15 protein-coding genes are annotated in these 18843 nt (G+C 55.0%); 7 read left to right on the top strand and 8 right to left on the bottom strand.

Translation table 11 applies throughout. The features are described 5' to 3' along the window. Window positions 1–25 precede the first annotated feature (25 nt). A complete protein-coding gene (locus tag ACFQ88_RS33495; protein WP_379461657.1) occupies window positions 26–1054 on the top strand; it encodes a Gfo/Idh/MocA family protein in 1029 nt (342 codons plus the stop codon). An 89-nt stretch (window positions 1055–1143) separates the two neighbouring features. Here the strand turns inward: ACFQ88_RS33495 and ACFQ88_RS33490 are convergent, their stop codons facing one another. Both ACFQ88_RS33490 and ACFQ88_RS33485 read right to left on the bottom strand, forming a co-directional pair. Further along, a complete protein-coding gene (locus ACFQ88_RS33490) occupies window positions 1144–1338 on the bottom strand; it encodes a GyrI-like domain-containing protein (protein ID WP_379461463.1) in 195 nt (64 codons plus the stop codon). A 46-nt stretch (window positions 1339–1384) separates the two neighbouring features. Then, window positions 1385–3403 (bottom strand): bifunctional diguanylate cyclase/phosphodiesterase, encoded by a 2019-nt coding sequence (locus ACFQ88_RS33485; RefSeq protein WP_239631166.1) that lies wholly within the window; start codon window positions 3401–3403, stop codon window positions 1385–1387. A gap of 217 nt (window positions 3404–3620) precedes the next feature. Here ACFQ88_RS33485 and ACFQ88_RS33480 point away from each other — a divergent pair, with 217 nt between their 5' ends. Then, the gene (locus tag ACFQ88_RS33480; RefSeq protein WP_239631167.1) at window positions 3621–3977 is read left to right on the top strand and encodes a metal-sensitive transcriptional regulator; all 357 of its coding nucleotides are present in this window, start codon (window positions 3621–3623) and stop codon (window positions 3975–3977) included. A gap of 175 nt (window positions 3978–4152) precedes the next feature. Here the strand turns inward: ACFQ88_RS33480 and ACFQ88_RS33475 are convergent, their stop codons facing one another. Continuing rightward, window positions 4153–5514: an MATE family efflux transporter gene (locus tag ACFQ88_RS33475; RefSeq protein WP_379461460.1), complete on the bottom strand. Its 1362-nt coding sequence runs from the start codon at window positions 5512–5514 to the stop codon at window positions 4153–4155. Window positions 5515–5664: 150 nt separating this feature from the next. Between ACFQ88_RS33475 and ACFQ88_RS33470 the strand changes: the two genes are divergently transcribed. The 3 genes from ACFQ88_RS33470 (at window position 5665) to ACFQ88_RS33460 (ending at window position 7783) form a co-directional block, all read left to right on the top strand. Continuing rightward, window positions 5665–6537 (top strand): helix-turn-helix transcriptional regulator, encoded by an 873-nt coding sequence (locus ACFQ88_RS33470; RefSeq protein ID WP_379461458.1) that lies wholly within the window; start codon window positions 5665–5667, stop codon window positions 6535–6537. A 42-nt stretch (window positions 6538–6579) separates the two neighbouring features. Further along, window positions 6580–6831: a hypothetical protein gene (locus ACFQ88_RS33465; RefSeq protein WP_239631169.1), complete on the top strand. Its 252-nt coding sequence runs from the start codon at window positions 6580–6582 to the stop codon at window positions 6829–6831. A 277-nt stretch (window positions 6832–7108) separates the two neighbouring features. Further along, complete coding sequence (locus tag ACFQ88_RS33460) at window positions 7109–7783, top strand: TerC family protein (RefSeq protein ID WP_379461455.1); 675 nt, start codon at window positions 7109–7111, stop codon at window positions 7781–7783. Window positions 7784–8038: 255 nt separating this feature from the next. Here the strand turns inward: ACFQ88_RS33460 and ACFQ88_RS33455 are convergent, their stop codons facing one another. The 5 genes from ACFQ88_RS33455 to ACFQ88_RS33435 all read right to left on the bottom strand — a co-directional run bounded on the left by ACFQ88_RS33455 (window position 8039) and on the right by ACFQ88_RS33435 (window position 12689). Continuing rightward, complete coding sequence (locus tag ACFQ88_RS33455; protein ID WP_379461453.1) at window positions 8039–8509, bottom strand: YdeI/OmpD-associated family protein; 471 nt, start codon at window positions 8507–8509, stop codon at window positions 8039–8041. A 163-nt stretch (window positions 8510–8672) separates the two neighbouring features. Continuing rightward, window positions 8673–9542: a polysaccharide deacetylase family protein gene (locus ACFQ88_RS33450; protein ID WP_379461451.1), complete on the bottom strand. Its 870-nt coding sequence runs from the start codon at window positions 9540–9542 to the stop codon at window positions 8673–8675. A 21-nt stretch (window positions 9543–9563) separates the two neighbouring features. After that, a complete protein-coding gene (locus tag ACFQ88_RS33445) occupies window positions 9564–10088 on the bottom strand; it encodes a hypothetical protein (RefSeq protein ID WP_379461449.1) in 525 nt (174 codons plus the stop codon). A 138-nt stretch (window positions 10089–10226) separates the two neighbouring features. Further along, on the bottom strand, window positions 10227–10796 hold the full coding sequence (locus ACFQ88_RS33440; RefSeq protein ID WP_379461447.1) for a thymidine kinase: 570 nt from the start codon (window positions 10794–10796) through the stop codon (window positions 10227–10229). A gap of 39 nt (window positions 10797–10835) precedes the next feature. Next, complete coding sequence (locus tag ACFQ88_RS33435) at window positions 10836–12689, bottom strand: PAS domain S-box protein (RefSeq protein ID WP_379461445.1); 1854 nt, start codon at window positions 12687–12689, stop codon at window positions 10836–10838. Between the two features lie 226 nt (window positions 12690–12915). On the opposite strand from ACFQ88_RS33435, the gene ACFQ88_RS33430 reads away from it, so the two are divergent. Together ACFQ88_RS33430 and gltB are read left to right on the top strand one after the other, a co-directional pair. Further along, window positions 12916–13905 (top strand): Gfo/Idh/MocA family protein, encoded by a 990-nt coding sequence (locus ACFQ88_RS33430; RefSeq protein WP_379461443.1) that lies wholly within the window; start codon window positions 12916–12918, stop codon window positions 13903–13905. A gap of 351 nt (window positions 13906–14256) precedes the next feature. Next, entirely contained in the window at window positions 14257–18843 is a 4587-nt protein-coding gene (gltB, locus tag ACFQ88_RS33425) for a glutamate synthase large subunit (RefSeq protein ID WP_379461441.1), read from the top strand.

Genomic DNA, 18843 nt, shown 5'->3' with positions numbered 1-18843 from the left:
TAAGACGGCAGAAGGGAGCATAATGATGCAACCATTTCGTATTGCGGTGATCGGCTGCGGCAGCATGTCCAAAGCCTGGATCGAATACGCGCAGCAGCGCGAGGACGCACAGATTGTAGCGATGGTGGATATTCGAAAAGAAAGCGCTTCCGCCTTGGCTGAGCGCTACGGGATTCAATGCGGCATTTTCGACGATGTGAGAGAGGCCATTGAGCAGACGGGGGCGAACCTGGTGTTCGATGTGACGATACCGGAGAGTCACGCTGCGGTTACGACGACGGCGCTGGAATTGGGCTGCGACGTATTGGGAGAAAAGCCGATGACGACGTCCATGGAGCAAGCGCGCCGTCTGGTTCAATCGGCGGAGCGGCATGGACGCACGTATGCGGTTATGCAAAACCGCCGGTACTTGTCGCAAATTCGCGCGTTCCGCCATTTGGTGGAGCATGCGGGCATTGGGGACATCGGCTTCGTCAATGCGGATTTTTTCCTCGGACCGCATTTCGGCGGCTTCCGCGATGCTATGGAGAGCCCGCTGCTGCTCGATATGGCGATCCATACGTTCGATCAGGCCCGGCTCATTACGGGCAAAGATCCGGTCTCGGTCTACTGCCATGAGTTTAATCCGGCAGGCTCCTGGTATGCCGGCAATGCGGCGGCCATCTGCATTTTCGAGTACGCCGACGGCGGCGTGTTCTGCTACCGGGGCTCCTGGTGCGCGGAAGGGGCGCCGACCTCCTGGGAGGCGGAGTGGCGGGTCAACGGAAGCGGCGGCACGGCCATATGGGACGGGACGCACGCGCCGTTTGCCGAGGTTCTGCTGCCCGCCGCCGAGCAAATCGACGGACGCCGCTTCCGGAGGGTGGAAGCGGAGCTCGTCTGGGACGGCCGCAGCGGCCATGCCGGCTGCCTGGATGAGATGTTCGTCGCTCTATCGGAAGGGCGCAAGCCGGAGACGGTGTGCACGGACAACATCAAGAGCATGGCGATGGTATACGGTGCGCTGCAAAGCGCCAAAGAAGGACGCAAAATACTGCTGTCCGACGTGGTTTAAGCTCGATGAGCTAAAATAAACGGCGTTCGGCCCCCGGTTAACACCGCCTTACGGCTGCGGTGACTCCGGGGGCCTGACGCCGTTACAGGCTATTGGCGTATCCGATCGCGTGTGCTTACGGGCAGGCGCAAAATCGTCTTCAGCTTCCCCGGATCCGTCCTACGCGGATCGGATATATAAATCTCGTGATGGAGCCCGTTCTGCTCCAGTTCATGGACCTCCATATATCCATGGAGCTGCGTCAACGTTTCCGGCTCCGCCGCATAGGGGCCTTGATGCATCATTTGCACGCACGACATCAATATGTCAGGGTTTTATTAATAGGAGGAACTAGCCTACAGACAGTTTGTTGAGACGCAATCCGATTTCATCCGCTGTCATCGGTTTGCCGTAATAGTAGCCCTGCATGACATGGCATCCGCGTGATTGCAGAAATTGGATTTGCTCTTCCGTCTCGACGCCTTCGGCTATGACTTCCAAATTCAAATTTTTTGCGATCGCAATAATGTTGCTGATGATCGCTTGCTTGGATAGCAGCTGGCTTTTGCGGACAAAAATCTGGTCGATTTTGAGCGTATCCACGGGCATTTCGTCCAGCGTGCCGAGAGAGGAATAGCCGGTCCCGAAATCGTCCAGCGATACGCGGACACCCAGCTCGCGCAGCTTGTAGAGCTGCTGCACCGTATCCTCCGAATCGTGCATCGCAATCGACTCCGTTATTTCGAGCTCCAGATATTTTCCCTGCAAGCCCGACTCGGTTAACGCTTCTTGTACCATATCATACAATGCCTGACTCTCGAACATGCGGACGGACATATTGACGGAAACGCATAATTGGGCCCATTGCTGCTCCTGCCAGTGGCTGTTTTGCTTGCATACCTCTTTTAACAGCCAATGCGTAATCGGAATGATCAGCCCCGTATCCTCCGCAATCGGAATAAATTCTACCGGAGAAATAATGCCGAGCGTCGGATGCCGCCAGCGCAGAAGTGCTTCCATCCCGACCATTTGATTGGTGGAGGCGTCGCATTTCGGCTGATACACTGCAAAAAACTCCTGATGCGCCAACGCTTTGCGAAGGTCCTTTTCGAGCTCCATCTTGCGGATCATTTCACGGTCCATCTGTTCGTCAAAGATACGGAAGCGGTTTTTCCCTGCAGCCTTGGCGTTGTACATGGCGGTATCTGCCGCCTTCAGCAGCGAGGAGCGGTCGGTTCCATGCTGCGGGGATAAGCTGATGCCGATACTGGCCGTAACGTAAAGCTCATTTTCTTCGATAAAATAAGGCTTCTTGATCTCGTTCAACAAGGCTTCGGCGAGTGTTCGAACCGTATCCTCCGATCCGTCCCTCGAAGCGATCAGAAACTCGTCGCCCCCTAGACGAAATACCGTCTGCTTGTCGCTTACCGTCTGCTGCAGTCTCTGCGACACCTCGCGAATGAGCAGATCGCCTATGTCGTGGCCCAGTGTGTCATTAATCGATTTGAACCGGTCGAGGTCGATAAAAAATACGGCTCCTCCCGCCTGCGGGGTGAATTGCTCCTCGAAAAAGCGGGTGAGATCATGGCGGTTAGCAAGCCCGGTCAGCGGATCGCTGTAGGCCATCCGTTCCAGCACGTGACGGTCAAAAAATATCGCTCCCCAAGAGATTGCCAATATAACCAGTGCGGCCAACGATACGCCGATTAACAGAAACAACCGGGGCTCCGCATCCGAAGCGAGACCGGCAGGCTGCATGTCCGAATAAGGAATGAACCGGACAGCCGCCATCCCGATATAATGCATGCCGCATACGGCAATGGCCATAACGACCGAGCTCAAAAGCTTCCATCGGCTGTAATCGGGAGAAAGGCGGAATTTCCGGAACAAATACAGGGCGGCATAGCAAGCTACCAGCGCGACAATGACGGAGAGCGTCCACAGCCCCGGTTCGTAGGTCAGGGAGGCTGCCGTACGCATGGCGGACATGCCGGAGTAATGCATCACGACAATTCCGCTGCCCATAAATAAGCCGCCTATGCCAAGCCTCCATTTATTGACCTTTGTGTCCATAGTGGCACGGAAAGCGATGAACGACGCCAGGATGCCGGCCAATGCCGACAAGAGGGTGGTCCAGGCATCGTAGTGAACAGGTAGTTCTATGTGAAAAGCAAGCATGCCGACAAAGTGCATCGACCAAATGCCGCAGCCCATTACGCAAGAGCCCGCCAACAGCCAGACAAGCCGGGATTTGCCGCGCGAACGGGAAATTTTGCCTGCCAAATTCAGCGCGGAGTAAGAGGCCATAATGGCGATAATGAAAGACAGAAGAATAATCCAGCCGTTATAATGAGCATGAAGATGGTCCATGGTCCCAACCTACTTTTCTAGTATCTTCAAATTGATAGATTCAGTATAGTGTATCCCTTGTGCATATACAAAGATAAAGTTTTCACATTTCAACGCATAATGGATCGCTTATAATCCTGAGCTGGGATAGGTATGAAACCTCGGTACCGTATTGTATAATAAGTAATAAAAATGCGGGAACGGCCGGTTCCGCCGCCCAGAAAGTGATGTGAATGCGATGAGCGCCAATAGGGCTGTAGATCCAGCGGCAGATCAGCCGGAAGCAGCGGACGATGCTTGCTGTGCAGTGGACGGAGAACGAAAAAGCCATCATTCGACTAAAGTGAAAGATAATCTAATCTCCCGATTAAACCGGATCGAAGGACAAATCCGTGGCGTCAAAGGCATGATCGAGAAGGATACGTATTGCGACGATGTGCTGAACCAGATTGCCGCCATCCAGTCCGCCCTGAACAGTGTCGGGAAAATACTGCTCGAGGGCCATATGAAAAGCTGTGTCGTCGAAAGGCTGGAGCAAGGGGACAAGGAAGTCATCGACGAGCTGCTCAAGACGGTGGGCAAGCTGATCAAATAAGCTTGCTCTAACTCCGCCCGTGCGAAGGGCCCGTTTAGGCCCGCTTTCGCCCGCAGCCCGTCCCCGTCCCCGTCCCCTTCCGCTTCGTCGGAAGGGGACGGGGAACATAACAAGAAACCCGCGCTTAGGCAAGTCGCGGGTTTCTTGTTATGGCAAGGCTGCGGCAGCATCCCGTTTATATATGCTGCGCAGGGCTTTTTCTCCAGCCGGTAAGTGCGCCCGGCAAATATTTGCGGCTCATCCACCGGGGAAGGAGGATGGCGCCGCGGATAAATTCATCGGCGATCATCGCGATATAGACGCCGGCGAGCCCCCACTGCAGCTGGATGCCCAGGAAATAGGAGCATCCGACCGAGATCGCCCACAGCGACAGCATGCCGACAACGGTCATAAAACGGATGTCTCCCACGGCCGTCAAGGCGTTGGTCGTCACCATATTGACCATTTTGAGCGGCTGCAGCAGCAGGTTGAGCGCGAGCAGCGACGCGCCGAGCGTAACGATTTGCGTGTCGCTCGTAAACAGGTAGAGCACGCGCGAGCCGAAGAAGTACAGCAGCAGCACATTCAGGATGACCAAGGCGAGGCCGATCCATATCGCCTGAAATGCGCTTCGGTAGGCTTCCTGATGTCTGCCCGCCCCGTACAAATGGGCGATCTGGATTTGCACGGCCATCGCTACGGAGCTTCCCAGAATGAAGCAGAACGATTCGAGCGTATTCATGTACGTTCTTGCAGCCAGCTCCAAGGCGCCCAGCATGGCGACAAAGGAGAAGATGACCAGCTGAGAGAGTACCCATGATGACATATTGACGCCCATCGGCCAGCCGATGCGGATGATTTCGCCGAACAGAGGCTTGTCGAACAGGCGGATATCCCGCCATTCGATCCGCTGCTCAAAAGCGCGGATGAACAAGAGCAGCAGCATAGCGGTAGCGGCAAGCCGGCTTACCAGAGTGGACAGAGCGACGCCGGTCAAGCCCCACTGCGGGAAGCCGAAGGCGCCGTATATAAACGCATAGTTCAATACGACGTGAACTACGTTCATTCCAAGTGCTATAAACATCGGACTGCGCGTATTGCCCGTGCTGCGGATGGCCGTGCTGAGCGCCGCCATCGCTGCCGTAAACACCATGCCTCCGCCTACAATCGAAATGTAGGTGGCTGCCAGCTCGTGCAGCTGCTCGGGCAACTGAAGCAGCACGGCGATCGGAGCGGCGCCGAAATAGAGTACGGCGCTTAGGGCGGCTCCGATCCAGACGGACACTTTGACGGCCATTATGGCAATCGTTCGCGCATCCTCGGGTTTTCTCGCTCCGATCTTCTGGGCTATGAGGACGCCGGCGCCGCTTGCGACCGTCATGAACAAAATCGTCACGGCGGAGAACAGCTGGTTGGAAATGCCGACGACCGCAACGGCGTCGTCCGAAATCCGGCTGACCATCAGCGTATCGGCCGTCCCGAGTAAAAATTGCAAAAACATTTCAATAAAAATAGGCCATGCCAGTGCCCATAAGGTAAACTTTTGTTCGGATGCCATGGATGTGCTGCCTCCTGCTTCTTTCTGCCTTATCGAATGAGATGAGATGCAGTTAAAATTATAGAGGATACGGCGAGAGCCATGTATAAGGTTGTGAACCAAAACTTTCAGTTTTCCAACCTGCAATTCTCATTCGGAAGGGGGAGCATGATGTCCGTACTGCAGTTCGTTTCTCCGCCGCTCCCGCATTATATCGCCAGCGGCTACACGATCTTTCATCCCGGCGATAAGCATATGAACCGGCGCAATATCGGCGTGTTCGACCTGCTGGTCGTAACGCGCGGGTGCTTGTTTATCGGCGAGGAAGACCGCCATTACGAGGTTTCCGGCGGCCACGCGCTCATTCTTCGGCCGGATCGTCACCATTATCCGACGAAGGGCTGCGAGGAGAGGACAGAATATTATTGGCTTCATTTCGATACGACCGGCAAATGGGGTCAGGTGGAAGAGGCCGAGAATGAACGGCCGCGGGAACCGTCCGGGGAGAAGACGGCTTTTACGATGGAAACGTTCACGATGCTGCTGCCCCAATTCGTGTCGCTTCCTTTGCCCAAAGCAACCTACGAGCCGCTAAGGCAGTTAAGCGAATTGGAGCAGGAATCCCATATGAGCTGGGCCCGGTGGAAGCTGCAACTGATTTTCCAAGGCTTGCTCGAGCAATTGAGCTCCTCGCTGGATCGGCGAACGGCATCGCCGGGGGCGCATGTGGCCGAGCAGGCGGCCTCATACTTAAGAATGCATTACAAAGAAGAAGTAACGGCCAGGCAGCTTGGCGAGGCGTTAAATTTTCATCCTGTGTACATTGCGCGGTGTATGCAGAAGGAATACGGCGTGTCGCCGTTCGACTATTTGCTCCGGTACCGGATCGAGCAGGCTAAGCTGCTGCTGCTGCAGACGAATCATTCGATTGCTCTCATAGCCGAAATGGTCGGCTTCAATCAGGCCGCCTATTTCGCTTCCTGCTTCGCCAAAGTGGAGGGAATCCCGCCGCGAACATACCGTCAACGCTTTTATCATATTTGATCCGGTTCGCCGACCCCCATAAATGGTTAGAGGCTGACGAACATGCATAGAGAAGATGTCGAAAGCTGGAAATACAAGGCGGGGATCAACATGAATTTGTCCAACTGCAGCGGCTGCGGCAAGCTGCATCTGCAGCGTGAGCATGTGCTGTGTACGGATTGCTTCAAGCTTCATATGGAGGAAAGGAGCAAGGTGAAGGCTTTTCTCTCGGCTCATCCGGGAGCGTCGGTGATGGACCTTGCTCGGCATATGGGACTTTCCATTCAAAAAGTAAACGAACTGGTGAAAAGGTAGCTTTATCGGGGATACGCCTCGATAGCTGGCTGCTTGAAGCCGGTTCTTTTTTTGTTAACTGCACTCGATGCGCCTGGTTCAATGACTCTATAAAAAAGGGAATAAAGATTATTTAATGATAGTGAAACCATAATATTCGGTCTCACGTACCACTAGTGTACGGAGCGACGGAAGGACTTTTCCCGCGGTTGCTCTGGAAAAGTCCATTTCATTTTTGCTATGAATTGGTCATACATTGGGAACCCTATACAACGATCTGAACGAAGGAGAGATGCACATGGAATTGTTTTCCCCCGAATTTTGGTCGGCCTTATTGGCCATCGTGGTGATTGACCTCGTCCTAGCCGGAGATAACGCTATCGTTATCGGGCTGTCTGCGAGAAATTTGCCCAAAGCGCAGCAGAAAAAAGTAATCTTATGGGGTACCGTCGGCGCCATAGCCATTCGTTCTTTGCTGACTTTGGTTGTCGTATGGCTGCTGAAGATTCCGGGATTGCTGCTGATCGGCGGATTGCTGCTGGTCTGGATCGCATACAAGCTGTTGGTGGAAGAGAAAAAGCACGACGTCGAATCGGCGGTCAGCATGATGGCGGCGATCAAGACGATCGTCATTGCCGATACCGTAATGGGATTGGACAACGTCCTGGCTGTAGCGGGCGCGGCGCACGGCGACTTTCTGCTAGTCGTACTCGGCTTGCTGGTCAGCGTTCCTATCGTTGTATGGGGCAGCACGATTATTCTAAAATGGGTCGAACGATTCCCGATTATTATTTATATCGGTTCGGCGGTTCTCGCCTGGACGGCGTCGAAAATGATCGTCGACGAGCCGATCGTCAAAGGATTTTTCGAAGCGAATCCGATATGGAAATATGTATTGATGGTTGTCGTTGTTATAGGGGTACTGGCACTCGGCAGGCTGAAGAAAAAGAGCCACGTGATGGAGAAAGCTTAAGAGAAACAGCTTTTAAGCAGGAACCTGCTGTATGGCGGAGACAGACAGTTATCGATAATCAATAAGGTTAAATAAAATAGGCCGAAGAAAGCGCAGCAGCTTTCTTCGGCTTTGTTGTGTTGATGGACCGTCAGTTATGGAGAACGGGATAGTATCCATATGCGGTCGGAAATCCTCTTCATGCACTGCTCACCCAGAATGGACTGCCGGTCGCTTAGGCTGCTGCAATTGTCCGGCGGCCCTGCGTGCTTGACGCTATCCCTTCAGCCGTTTGCCTTCCTGCAGCAGCTCCACGGCCTTTTTAATGCGTCGGGAGCGGGTATCGGCCTTTTTGGTCGACTCGATCCAATCGATGTATTCTTTTTGGTGAGAATAGGACAGCCGCAGGAACGGCTCCAGCAGGGAAGGGGCGGCCATTTGCAGCGCAGCACGCAGATCGTCCGGCACGTCCACGGTGCGCGTCTCCTTATCCTGCTCCATCTCGACCTCAGCCGTATCTCCGGCTTCGACACCTGCGCTGTCCCGCAAGGACTGGTTGACAACCATATAATGGGTGCCGTTGCCATGGGGCATTAGCGTACCTCGGTACGGAACCCCGTTGACGGTGCCTTTCACTTTCACCTGCGACCGGCTTCCGAAGGCTTGCTCCACGTCGAAGGGGACATCGAGATAAGTCCATGTTCCCGTCCCCTCCGGGCGAATGAGCCGGGAAGTAAAGATATGCATGCTGCTTCCGCTCCTTTTTTGCCATGGGCGAGCGGCGGGAACGAAACTAGCCTTTGCGAGTTACCATGCCGCCAGGAGAGTAAGAACCAAGGCGGAACATACTGCCGGATGAAAAAAAGCCCCCATTGAGGGAGCTCTTTACGCTTCTTGCCTGCTTGTCGTGCTACGTCTGAACTGTAGACAGCTTGCATTTTATGGCGCGCCGAATGATCGTTTTGTGCAGCTTTTTCGGTGTGATGCTTGGATTCCCGGCATTGATGCGCGGCAGCTGCAGCGGGTCGTCCTTGCGCGTCGCCATCCGGCTCGTGACGGTAAAGGCATAGCCGATTCCGCCCTGCTGAACGAGCTCGGAAGCTTCTTTATGGTACATCCCGAACGGATACGCATAAGTATCCACCTTCTTGTTGTGCAGCTCGTACAAACCGTTGATGCACTTCTGGGTATCGTTAACGATACGAGCGCGGTACTCATCTTGCGTCTCCGGCTTGCCGTCCGCGAGCAGATAGCTGGTCAGCAGCGGCTTTCCGTTCGCTTTGGCATGCAGTCCGTGAGAATGGCATTGGAAGTCAACGAGATCGCTCTGCCGCTTCATCTCCCTTATTTCCTCTCTGGATAACGAAGGGAGGTGCGTTGCTTTCGGATGATCGAGATCCTTGGTAATGACGAAGTTCACGGCCGGGATGCGCAGCTCTTGAAGAACCGGATAACCATATGTATAAAAGCTCTCGTAGCCGTCGTCGAATGTGACGAGCACTGCCTTCTTTGGAACCGGAGCCCCTTCTATGTATTGCTTGAACTGATCCAAAGTAATGAAATGATAGCCTTTGCGCTTCAAATAGGATAATTGCTCCCGGAACAGCTGCGGCGTGATGGTCACGCTGCTTTGTTCCTTTTCGCTCAAATGATGATAGGCCAGCACGGCGACCTGATCGCTGTAGGAGTAAGAACCCCACTGGTAAACGCTGAACAGCAGAAAGAAGGAAGCCAGAAGCAGGATGCCGACTGACTTCCACACAACATGTTTCGAACGCATGATTTCGGTTTGAACCTCCGTTTAGCTTTTATGTTTCGGCGCTTCGTCCTCATTCCATACGTCATCGGACGGCTCCTGGTTTCCGGAAGAGGAAGAATGGCTGCCGCTCTTGCCGTTGAACAGCGTTTCGGCCAACGCCTTCAGCTTATCCATGACTTTGCCGTAGCCGAACCCGACGAGGAAGGCGATGGCGATTTTGGCTATTACCGAGTCGCCTGTCTGCAGGAGGAGAATGCCGCTTTGGAACAAAATGATCGTCATGACCGCTGCAGCGGCGCATTTGATGGGGCGGAGCATATACCATAACACCCATCGCTCGGACATCCTGTCGTAATATTCATGAAAAAGGCGAAGCGCATATAAACAGCCGCCTATGCTGCCGGCCAAGGCGTAGTAGACGTAGTCCCGCAGCAGCTGCCAATCGACGCCCAGCATCGTGCCGAACAAGCCGCTTCGCATCGCGGCCATAAGCCAGAAGCTGCCCAGCAGCCAAAACGTCAAATAGATGACTATGCCGAGCTTGTACGCCTTTTTCTTGTCGAGCATTCGCTTCACCGCCTTTTCCTTGCGCTACTGCATCATATGTGCAAGGCGCACGGGAGGTGCAGACGCAAAAAAAGAGGATAGAAGCGGCGTCCGTTCGCCGTACTATCCTCTTAGAGCTGTTTGACGGTAAACCGAAGATTAATTTCCTTTTCGTTTGGACGAGTAGCATTTGCGGCAGACCGGCAAATAGCTTTCGTTGCCGCCGATCTGGATTTGTTCTCCTTCGAATACAGGCTGCCCGTCCTTGCAGCGCATGTTCATGATGGCTTTTTTATCGCAAAACCAGCAAACGGTTTTAATTTCCTCGATCTTATCCGCCAAAGCGAGCAGATGATAGCTGCCTTCGAACAGCTGTCCCAGGAAATCTGCGCGCAGTCCGTAAGCAATGACCGGAATGTCCAGTGTATCGACGATTTCCGTCAGCTGGAGCACCTGCTCTTTATTCAAAAATTGCGCTTCGTCAATAATGATGCAATTGGGCTTTTCCGTCTCCGCCATCTTAACCATATCAATCCGGTCGTCGATGACAATCGCCTGCTTCTGCATCCCGATCCGGGAAGCTACCGTGCCTACACCGTTCCGGTCGTCGACGGAGGGGGTGAACAAAAGCACCTTTTTGCCCTGCTCCTCGTAATTGTGAGCGGTACGGAGCACTTCGATCGATTTGCCGCTGTTCATAGTGCCGTACCGGAAATATAATTTGGCCACGTTGGAAGACAGTCCTCTCGGGTGAAAGATATCCACCTATCATAGCACAGGTTGTTCAGGAAGAGTATAGGTCTCCCGCGGAATGGGCCGGACTCCCTTCTCGGCCGGGGTATGACCGGCAGGAAGGAATACCGTGACTTTCGTGCCTGCTCCCGGCTCGCTGGCGATTTGGATGGCACCGCCGTGATCGTTCAGCATTTTTTGGCAGAGCACAAGTCCGAGGCCGGAGCTTTTATCTTTGGTAGTGAAGAAGGGTTCGCCGATGCGTGCCATCAATTCCGGAGGAATGCCGTTCCCTTCGTCTGCAAAGGTCACGGCCAGCATGTCATTCGATAAATAGCAATCGATCGTAATGGTTCCGCCGTCGGGCATAGCTTCCATACCGTTGCGAATGAGGCTGGCAAATACCTGCTTCAGCTGCTCCTCGTCGCAATAAACCTCGACCAGGTGCGTCGGGAAGAGCGGTTTCAGCTTAGCTCTGTTCAAAGCGGCTTCCTCTTCCATAAGAGCGATAACCTCACGGAGGATCGGTCCTATTCTGCGCCGTTTGAATTGGCTCGAAAGAGGACTTGAGAGCATGAGCAGCTTGCTGATCGTTTGCTCGATACGCGTCATCTCGGAGAGCATGACGGAGAAGTATTGCTCCTTGTACTGCGCATTTTGCTTCATGAATTGAGTGAAGCCCTTGAGCGCGGTCAGAGGATTGCGAATTTCGTAGGCCAATCCGGCGGCGAGCTGTCCTGCAACCGACAGCCTATCCGTAAAGCGCAGCACTTCCTCGGCCTGCTTGCGCTCGGTCATGTCGCGCAGGATGAGACAAAGGGCAATGACGCTTTGATCCTCCGCAAGAACAGGAGAAACCGTCATACAGACGTCGATCCTGCTGCCATCCTTATGCTGCCGCACCGTTTCGAGGCTGCCAAGAGACTGTCCTTGCGCTGCTTGCCTGAACCATTTCAGGGTATCTTCCAGAAGAGCGCCCGGAATTGTCGGCGGCAGCTTGCCGAGCAGCTCGTCATCTTCATAGCCGAACGTGCTCTTGTACGCGGGATTGATGTAAATGACGCGGAAGTCCAGATCAAGGATGGCGAAAGCGTCGGGAATATGCTCGATCATGGAGTCCAGCAGCCGTTTCAATTCCCTGTAGGCGTTCTCCCGGTTGTTGACCGCGGTCGTTTCCTGGATAAACAGGCACAGGCCGTCTTTGGTCGGATGACAGTTCATTTCATAGGCTCGGCCGGAGGGCATCGTTTCGTGGACGAAGACCGATGTTTTATCTTCCATCGCCCGATGGCACGCTTGGTAAAACCAGGTATTGACGGCATAAGGGAATTTGTCCCATATCCGCTCGCCGATCAGCTGTTCGCGCCGGATTTGGATCAGGTCCTCGGCCGCTTTGTTAACATAAGTATATTTCCAATCGGTGCTTAATTTGACGAAGGAATAAGGAATCGATTCCAATAACGAACAGAAGGAAGAAGAGGAGAAGCGCAGCTGCTGCTCCAGCATTTTGTTATTCGTAATATTGTGCAGCTGCCATAAGATCCATAGCGGCTGTCCGTTCGCATCCTTCAGCAGCATGGCGTTCGCAAGGCACCAGACCGTATCCTTCGACGAATGGATAAACCGGACTTCCTCCTGGAAGGAGGGGATCGCTTGCTCGGCCAGCCGGCTGGATAAGTGCATGCAGCGGAGCAGCTCGTCGGGATGGAGCAGTGCCGGCAAATTCATCTGCTTCAATCGGTGCTCCGTATAACCCAACAATTGACAGAAGGCAGGATTGACCCGCATCAAGCTGCAGTCCATGTTCATCAGCGCAGCTCCGAAGGGGGACTCGGCAAACCATTGCTCTGCAAGCTCTGGGGGAAGAGCCTTATTGTTATTTGGATTCATCTTCGCACGGGCCTCCGAAATGGGCAGAAGTAAGAACTCATTGCTAGCTAAGTTCTACAACAACCCGCCCGTTCCCTTCGTAAGAAAATGACATTGGTGAAATTTTTCTTCACAATTTCTTGGAATTTCCCGGCAGGCAGACAGGGAGCGCGGACTTTTTGGCGAATTGATTGTACTATCGATACGCAACAGGAATACAAATGTAAAGGGATCAGGAGGCGATAGGATGTCCACGATTCGTTGGGCGGTTATCGGAGCAGGTGACGTAGTGGAGCGCAGGGTGGCCAAAGCCTTGCAGACTGCGGAAGGAAGTACGCTCCTGGCCGCGGTGAGACGCGATGAGGCAAAGCTGCAGGCATTTGCCGAGAAGTTCGGCGTGCCAAGGGCATACAAGGATGCTGCGGACGTATGGAACGACCCGGACATCGATGCGGTGTACGTGGCGACACCTGTCATGATGCACGCGGAGCATACGATGGAAGCGGCCCGTCACGGCAAGCACGTGCTGTGTGAAAAGCCGATGGCGCTAAACGCTGCGGAAGCAGAAGGCATGATCGCCGTCTGCAGGGAGCATGGCGTGAAGCTCGGCATTGCGTACTACCGCAGATTTTATCCGAAAATTCAAAAGATGAAGCAACTGATCGACTCGGGCGCCATCGGCAAACCGGTCTATGCCCGTGCGCAATTCAGCGGCAAAACGAATCATGCAGGAACGGACCGGGCATGGCTGCTGAGTCCGGAGGTGTCCGGTGGCGGGCCGCTGATGGATGTCGGCACGCATGTCATCGATTTGCTGTGCTACGCTCTCGGTGAGCCGCGGCAAGTGTCGGCCATGACGGGGAATGTGCTGCAGGAGCTCGATGTCGAGGATACGGCCTCGGTCCTGATCCAATTCGCATCCGGCTGTCACGCTTCGGTTCATGCGAGCTTCAGCACGGCCGCCGGCAACCAGCTGGAATTGTTCGGCACGGAGGGCAAGCTGACGATGAGAACGGTAGAGGACGCCGAGCTGGTATGGACGAACGGAGCCGGGGAGGTTCAGCTATTCGATTTGCCCAAGCATGAAAATATGAACGTTCCTATGATAGAGCGTTTCATAGAATATATACGGGGCGGGCAAAGCTTCCCGAGCGAAGGCAAGCAGGGAATATTCGCTTCGCGGATTGCGGATGCCGCTTATCGTTCGGCGGCGGAGGGGCGCCATATTTCGGTTTAAGACAAGTAGGCTTGGTCAAAGCCGGACATTCATGGATCAAGCTTGGAGAAAAGCTTGGTTTTTGTAGAAAAATGGATTCATTTTAAATTGATAAGTAAGTTCTTAGATGTTAATATATATCATATCTTAAAAAGAGGTTCATAGAATTGTCACAATTTCTTCTATGGCAGGGCGTAAATTCTCCATGTTCATCAGGTGTAACGGCTTCGGCAAACGGGACGCAAATGAGGGCAGCAGGACGGTTTGATCGCCCTTTTTTCCTTTTTAGTGCTTTACATCTGTGAAGCTGTGATTTACAACCGTGCCCGTGAATGGTGAAACCAATACTAAGGTATAGAAAGGTTGTACAACATGAACAGAAAAGGACTGCCAGCGAAGCAAGGTCTGTACGATCCGCAGTTTGAGCACGATGCTTGCGGAATCGGCTTTGTAGCTAACATCAAAGGGGTGCCCTCTCACGAAATTGTCGGTCAGGCGCTGAATGTGCTCTGTAATCTCGACCATCGCGGCGGTCAGGGCTCCGAAACGAATACCGGAGACGGAGCGGGGATTTTGCTGCAAATTCCCCATGCTTTTTTGCAAGCGGAGTGTGCGAAGGAGGGCATAGAGCTTCCGGAGGCCGGCCAGTATGGCGTCGGAATGGTATTCCTGCCGCAGGATGCGGCGCTGCGCGCTGCCTGTGAGAGCATTCTGGAGGAGAATGTCAAGGCATCGGGACAGCGGCTGCTCGGCTGGAGAACCGTGCCGACGGACAATTCCTCTCTCGGGGAATCGGCCAAATCGGTGGAGCCGTTTGTCCGGCAAATTTTTATCGGGGCGGAGGAAGCCGCAGAGCTCGCATTCGAACGCAAGCTGTACGTCATCCGCAAGCGCACCGAGAACGCCGTCCGTGCATTGAGCCAGGAGCGGCCGCTATATTTTGCAAGCTTATCGAGCCGTACGATCGTATACAAAGGCATGCTTACTCCCGTGCAAGTCGACAACTACTACTTGGAATTGAAAGACCCCTCGTTCGAAACCGCATTAGCTCTTGTTCATTCCCGTTTCAGCACGAACACGTTTCCCAGCTGGGAGCGTGCACATCCCTACCGCTATGTCATTCACAATGGAGAAATCAATACGCTGCGGGGCAACGTCAATTGGATGCATGCCCGTCAGCAAATATGCGAAACCGACCTGTTCGGCGACGATTTCAAGAGCATTCTGCCCGTTATCGATACGGACGGCTCGGACTCGCAAATGTTCGACAATACGCTGGAATTTTTGATGCTGTCCGGCCGTTCGCTTCCTCATGCAGCCATGATGATGATACCTGAGCCGTGGTCCAAGCATGAATCGATGAGCGACGACAAGAAAGCGTTCTATGAATACCACAGCTGTCTGATGGAGCCATGGGACGGCCCTGCGGCGATTGCCTTTACCGACGGCACGGTGATCGGAGCGGTGCTGGACCGTAACGGGCTTCGGCCGGGCCGCTATTATGTAACCAAAGACGACCTGATTGTCCTCGCCTCTGAAGCGGGCGTGCTGAATATTGCGCCTGAACGTATCGCGCGCAAGGAGCGGCTGCAGCCGGGACGCATGCTGCTGGTGGATACGGCCCAAGGCCGGATCGTATCGGATGAGGAGGCGAAGCGCCCGATTATCGCCGAGCATCCTTACCGCGAGTGGCTGAGCGAGCATTTGATCTCGCTCGAGGAGCTGCCGGAATCGGCGGACGTTCCGCGAACAGACCACGAATCCGTGCTGCAGCGCCAGCAGGCGTTCGGCTATACGTTTGAGAACCTGCGTAAAATTATCGAGCCTATGGCCAAAACAGGCGTAGATCCTGTCGGCTCGATGGGCTTCGATGCGCCGCTCGCCGTCCTGTCGGACCGCCCGCAGCTCTTGTACAGCTATTTCAAGCAGCTGTTCGCGCAGGTTACGAATCCTCCTATCGATGCGAACTTCGAGGAGATCATTACTGCGCAGGGAACGACGGTGGGCCCTGAGCGCAGTCTGATTCGTCCGGAGCCCGAGAGCTGCCGGCAAATTCGTCTCGCGACGCCGATTCTGACGAACAGCGAGCTGGCCAAGCTGCGCGACATTCAGCGCGAAGGCTTCCGCACGGAGACGCTGCCGATCCTGTTCAAGGCGGCTGACGGTGCAGCTGCGCTGGAGCAGGCGATGGAGGAGCTGTATGCGGCTGCCGACAAGGCGATTGCCGGCGGTGCAACGCTGATCATTTTGTCCGACCGGGGCGTGGATGCCGCCCATGCGGCGATTCCTGCGCTGCTGGCCGTCTCCGGCCTGCATCATCACCTGATCCGTGAGGGGACGCGGACGAAGGTGGGCCTGCTGCTCGAATCCGGCGAACCGCGGGAAGTGCATCATTTTGCCCTGCTGCTTGGATACGGCGTCAGCGCCATCAATCCTTACCTTGCGATGGAGACGGTGGAAGATTTAGTCCGTTCAAATAAATTGAAGGACGTTACGCCGGAAAAGGCGCTTTACAACTATGTCAAGGCTGCCACCAAAGGCGTCGTCAAAGTATTGGCGAAAATGGGCATTTCGACGATCCAAAGCTACCGGGGAGCGCAAATTTTCGAGGCCATCGGCTTGGATTCATCCGTTATCGACAACTATTTTACATGGACTTATACGCCGGTCGGCGGAATTACCATCGATGTCATCGCGCAGGAAGCGATATTGCGGCATCAGCGCGCGTTCTCGGAGCAGGAAGGCCGCGACCGGGTGCTGGACACCGGCGGTGAGCTGCAGTGGCGCAAAAGCGGCGAGGAGCACCTGTACAATCCGGAGACGATCCACGCGCTGCAAACGGCGGTCCGGACGAACAACTACGGCATGTACAAACAATTTGTAAAGCTGATTCATAAAGAAAACGAAAAGTACGCTGCGCTTCGTGCACTGTTCTCATTCAAAGCCGGCCGGAAGCCGGTCCCGATCGAAGAGGTCGAGCCGGTCGAATCGATGTTCAAACGGTTCAAAACCGGGGCAATGTCGTACGGCTCGATTTCGAAGGAAGCACACGAGAGCATGGCAATCGCCATGAACCGCATCGGCGGCAAATCGAATACGGGCGAGGGCGGCGAGCATCCGGAGCGCTTCACCCGGGATGCGAACGGCGACTTGCGCCGCAGCGCCATCAAGCAGGTAGCGTCCGGACGCTTCGGCGTGACGAGCAACTACCTGGTCAACGCCGACGAGATTCAGATCAAGATGGCGCAGGGCGCGAAGCCGGGCGAGGGCGGACAGCTGCCCGGTACGAAGGTGTACCCTTGGGTAGCCGAGGTGCGCGGCGTAACGCCGGGCGTAGGCTTGATCTCGCCGCCGCCGCATCACGATATTTATTCGATCGAGGATTTGGCGGAGCTGATTCATGATTTGAAGAACGCGAATCCGCGTGCCCGAATCAGCGTCAAGCTCGTATCCGAGGTGGGTGTCGGCACGATTGCGGCCGGCGTCGCCAAAGGGAAAGCCGATGTCGTGCTCATCAGCGGCTACGACGGCGGAACGGGCGCATCCCCGCTGACGAGCATCCGTCATGCGGGCTTGCCTTGGGAGCTTGGGCTTGCGGAAACGCACCAGACGCTGGTGCTGAACGACTTGAGAAGCCGCATAACCGTCGAGACCGACGGCAAGCTGATGACAGGCCGCGATGTCGTAATCGCAGCGCTGCTAGGCGCCGAGGAATTCGGCTTTGCGACAACGCCGCTTATCGCTCTCGGCTGTATCATGATGAGAGTGTGCCATCTGGATACGTGCCCGGTAGGGGTGGCGACGCAAAATCCGGATTTGCGCAAAAAATTCGCCGGCGACCCGCAGCATGTCGTTAACTTCATGCATTTCGTGGCGCAGGATGCGCGTGAGCTGATGGCGGAACTCGGCTTCCGCACGATCGAGGAAATGATCGGACATACCGAAATTCTCGAAACGAAGCAGGCGGTGGAGCATTGGAAAGCGAAGGGCATCGATTTGACGCCGCTGCTGCATCAGCCCGATGTGGGCGAAGAGGTCGGCCGTTTCTGTTCGCAAGCCCAGGATCACGGTCTGGACCGCTCGATCGATAGGAGAGAGCTGCTCGAGATTGCCAAGCCGGCATTGGATAACAAGGAGCACGTCCATGCGATCCTGCCGGTCCACAACGTGAACCGCGTCGTCGGCACGATACTCGGCAGCGAGGTGACGCGCCGGTACGGGCTCGAGGGCCTGCCGAGCGATACGATCCGTCTGCACTTCAACGGCTCGGCAGGACAAAGCTTCGGCGCTTTCGTGCCGAAGGGGATTACGCTATCGCTCGAAGGCGATGCGAACGATTACGTCGGCAAAGGGCTGTCCGGCGGCAAAATCGCGATCTTCCCATCCGAGCAATCGACCTTTGCGGCGGAGGAGAACATCATCATCGGCAACGTGGCTTTCTACGGCGCCACCGACGGCGAAGCCTACATTCGCGGCATCGCGGGCGAGCGCTTCTGCGTACGGAACTCCGGCGTCCGCGCGGTGATAGAGGGCGTAGGCGACCACGGCTGCGAGTATATGACCGGAGGGCGCGTAGTCGTTCTCGGCAAGACGGGGCGCAACTTTGCCGCCGGGATGTCCGGGGGGATCGCCTACGTGCTGGATGAAGACGGTACGTTCGCGAGCCGCTGCAACAAGGAGATGGTGCTCCTGGAGCAGGTCGAGGAAACGTACGAAGCCGAGGAGCTCCGCAACATGATCCAGCACCACGAGACGTTCACCGGCAGCACGGTAGCCGACCGCGTTCTGAAAAGCTGGGGAGAGTACGTGTGGAAATTCGTCAAGATCATTCCGAAGGATTACAAGCGGATGTTCGAGGCGATCGAGCGCGTGAAGCGTTCCGGCTTGAGCCAGCAGGAAGCGATGCTCGTCGCCTTCGAGGAAAATATGAAGGACGTCTCCCGCATCGGCGGTAACTAA

The organism is Paenibacillus sp. NPDC056579, assembly GCF_042793215.1.
In the GTDB taxonomy this organism is placed as follows: Bacteria; Bacillota; Bacilli; order Paenibacillales; family NBRC-103111; genus Paenibacillus_S.
Note: the sequence above shows the minus strand (reverse complement) of the source record. Positions and strands in the feature narration are given on the sequence as shown.

What these genes read in the sequence shown, in the direction of transcription:
- ACFQ88_RS33475 (WP_379461460.1), bottom strand. Translation starts at nt 5,514, where the DNA reads ATGGCATCCGAACAAAAGTTTACCTTATGGGCACTGGCATGGCCTATT.
- ACFQ88_RS33430 (WP_379461443.1), top strand. Translation starts at nt 12,916, where the DNA reads ATGTCCACGATTCGTTGGGCGGTTATCGGAGCAGGTGACGTAGTGGAG.
- ACFQ88_RS33480 (WP_239631167.1), top strand. Translation starts at nt 3,621, where the DNA reads ATGAGCGCCAATAGGGCTGTAGATCCAGCGGCAGATCAGCCGGAAGCA.
- ACFQ88_RS33495 (WP_379461657.1), top strand. Translation starts at nt 26, where the DNA reads ATGCAACCATTTCGTATTGCGGTGATCGGCTGCGGCAGCATGTCCAAA.
- ACFQ88_RS33455 (WP_379461453.1), bottom strand. Translation starts at nt 8,509, where the DNA reads ATGCATATCTTTACTTCCCGGCTCATTCGCCCGGAGGGGACGGGAACA.
- ACFQ88_RS33465 (WP_239631169.1), top strand. Translation starts at nt 6,580, where the DNA reads ATGCATAGAGAAGATGTCGAAAGCTGGAAATACAAGGCGGGGATCAAC.
- ACFQ88_RS33435 (WP_379461445.1), bottom strand. Translation starts at nt 12,689, where the DNA reads ATGAATCCAAATAACAATAAGGCTCTTCCCCCAGAGCTTGCAGAGCAA.
- ACFQ88_RS33485 (WP_239631166.1), bottom strand. Translation starts at nt 3,403, where the DNA reads ATGGACCATCTTCATGCTCATTATAACGGCTGGATTATTCTTCTGTCT.
- ACFQ88_RS33470 (WP_379461458.1), top strand. Translation starts at nt 5,665, where the DNA reads ATGTCCGTACTGCAGTTCGTTTCTCCGCCGCTCCCGCATTATATCGCC.
- ACFQ88_RS33445 (WP_379461449.1), bottom strand. Translation starts at nt 10,088, where the DNA reads ATGCTCGACAAGAAAAAGGCGTACAAGCTCGGCATAGTCATCTATTTG.
- ACFQ88_RS33460 (WP_379461455.1), top strand. Translation starts at nt 7,109, where the DNA reads ATGGAATTGTTTTCCCCCGAATTTTGGTCGGCCTTATTGGCCATCGTG.
- ACFQ88_RS33490 (WP_379461463.1), bottom strand. Translation starts at nt 1,338, where the DNA reads ATGATGCATCAAGGCCCCTATGCGGCGGAGCCGGAAACGTTGACGCAG.
- ACFQ88_RS33450 (WP_379461451.1), bottom strand. Translation starts at nt 9,542, where the DNA reads ATGCGTTCGAAACATGTTGTGTGGAAGTCAGTCGGCATCCTGCTTCTG.
- gltB (WP_379461441.1), top strand. Translation starts at nt 14,257, where the DNA reads ATGAACAGAAAAGGACTGCCAGCGAAGCAAGGTCTGTACGATCCGCAG.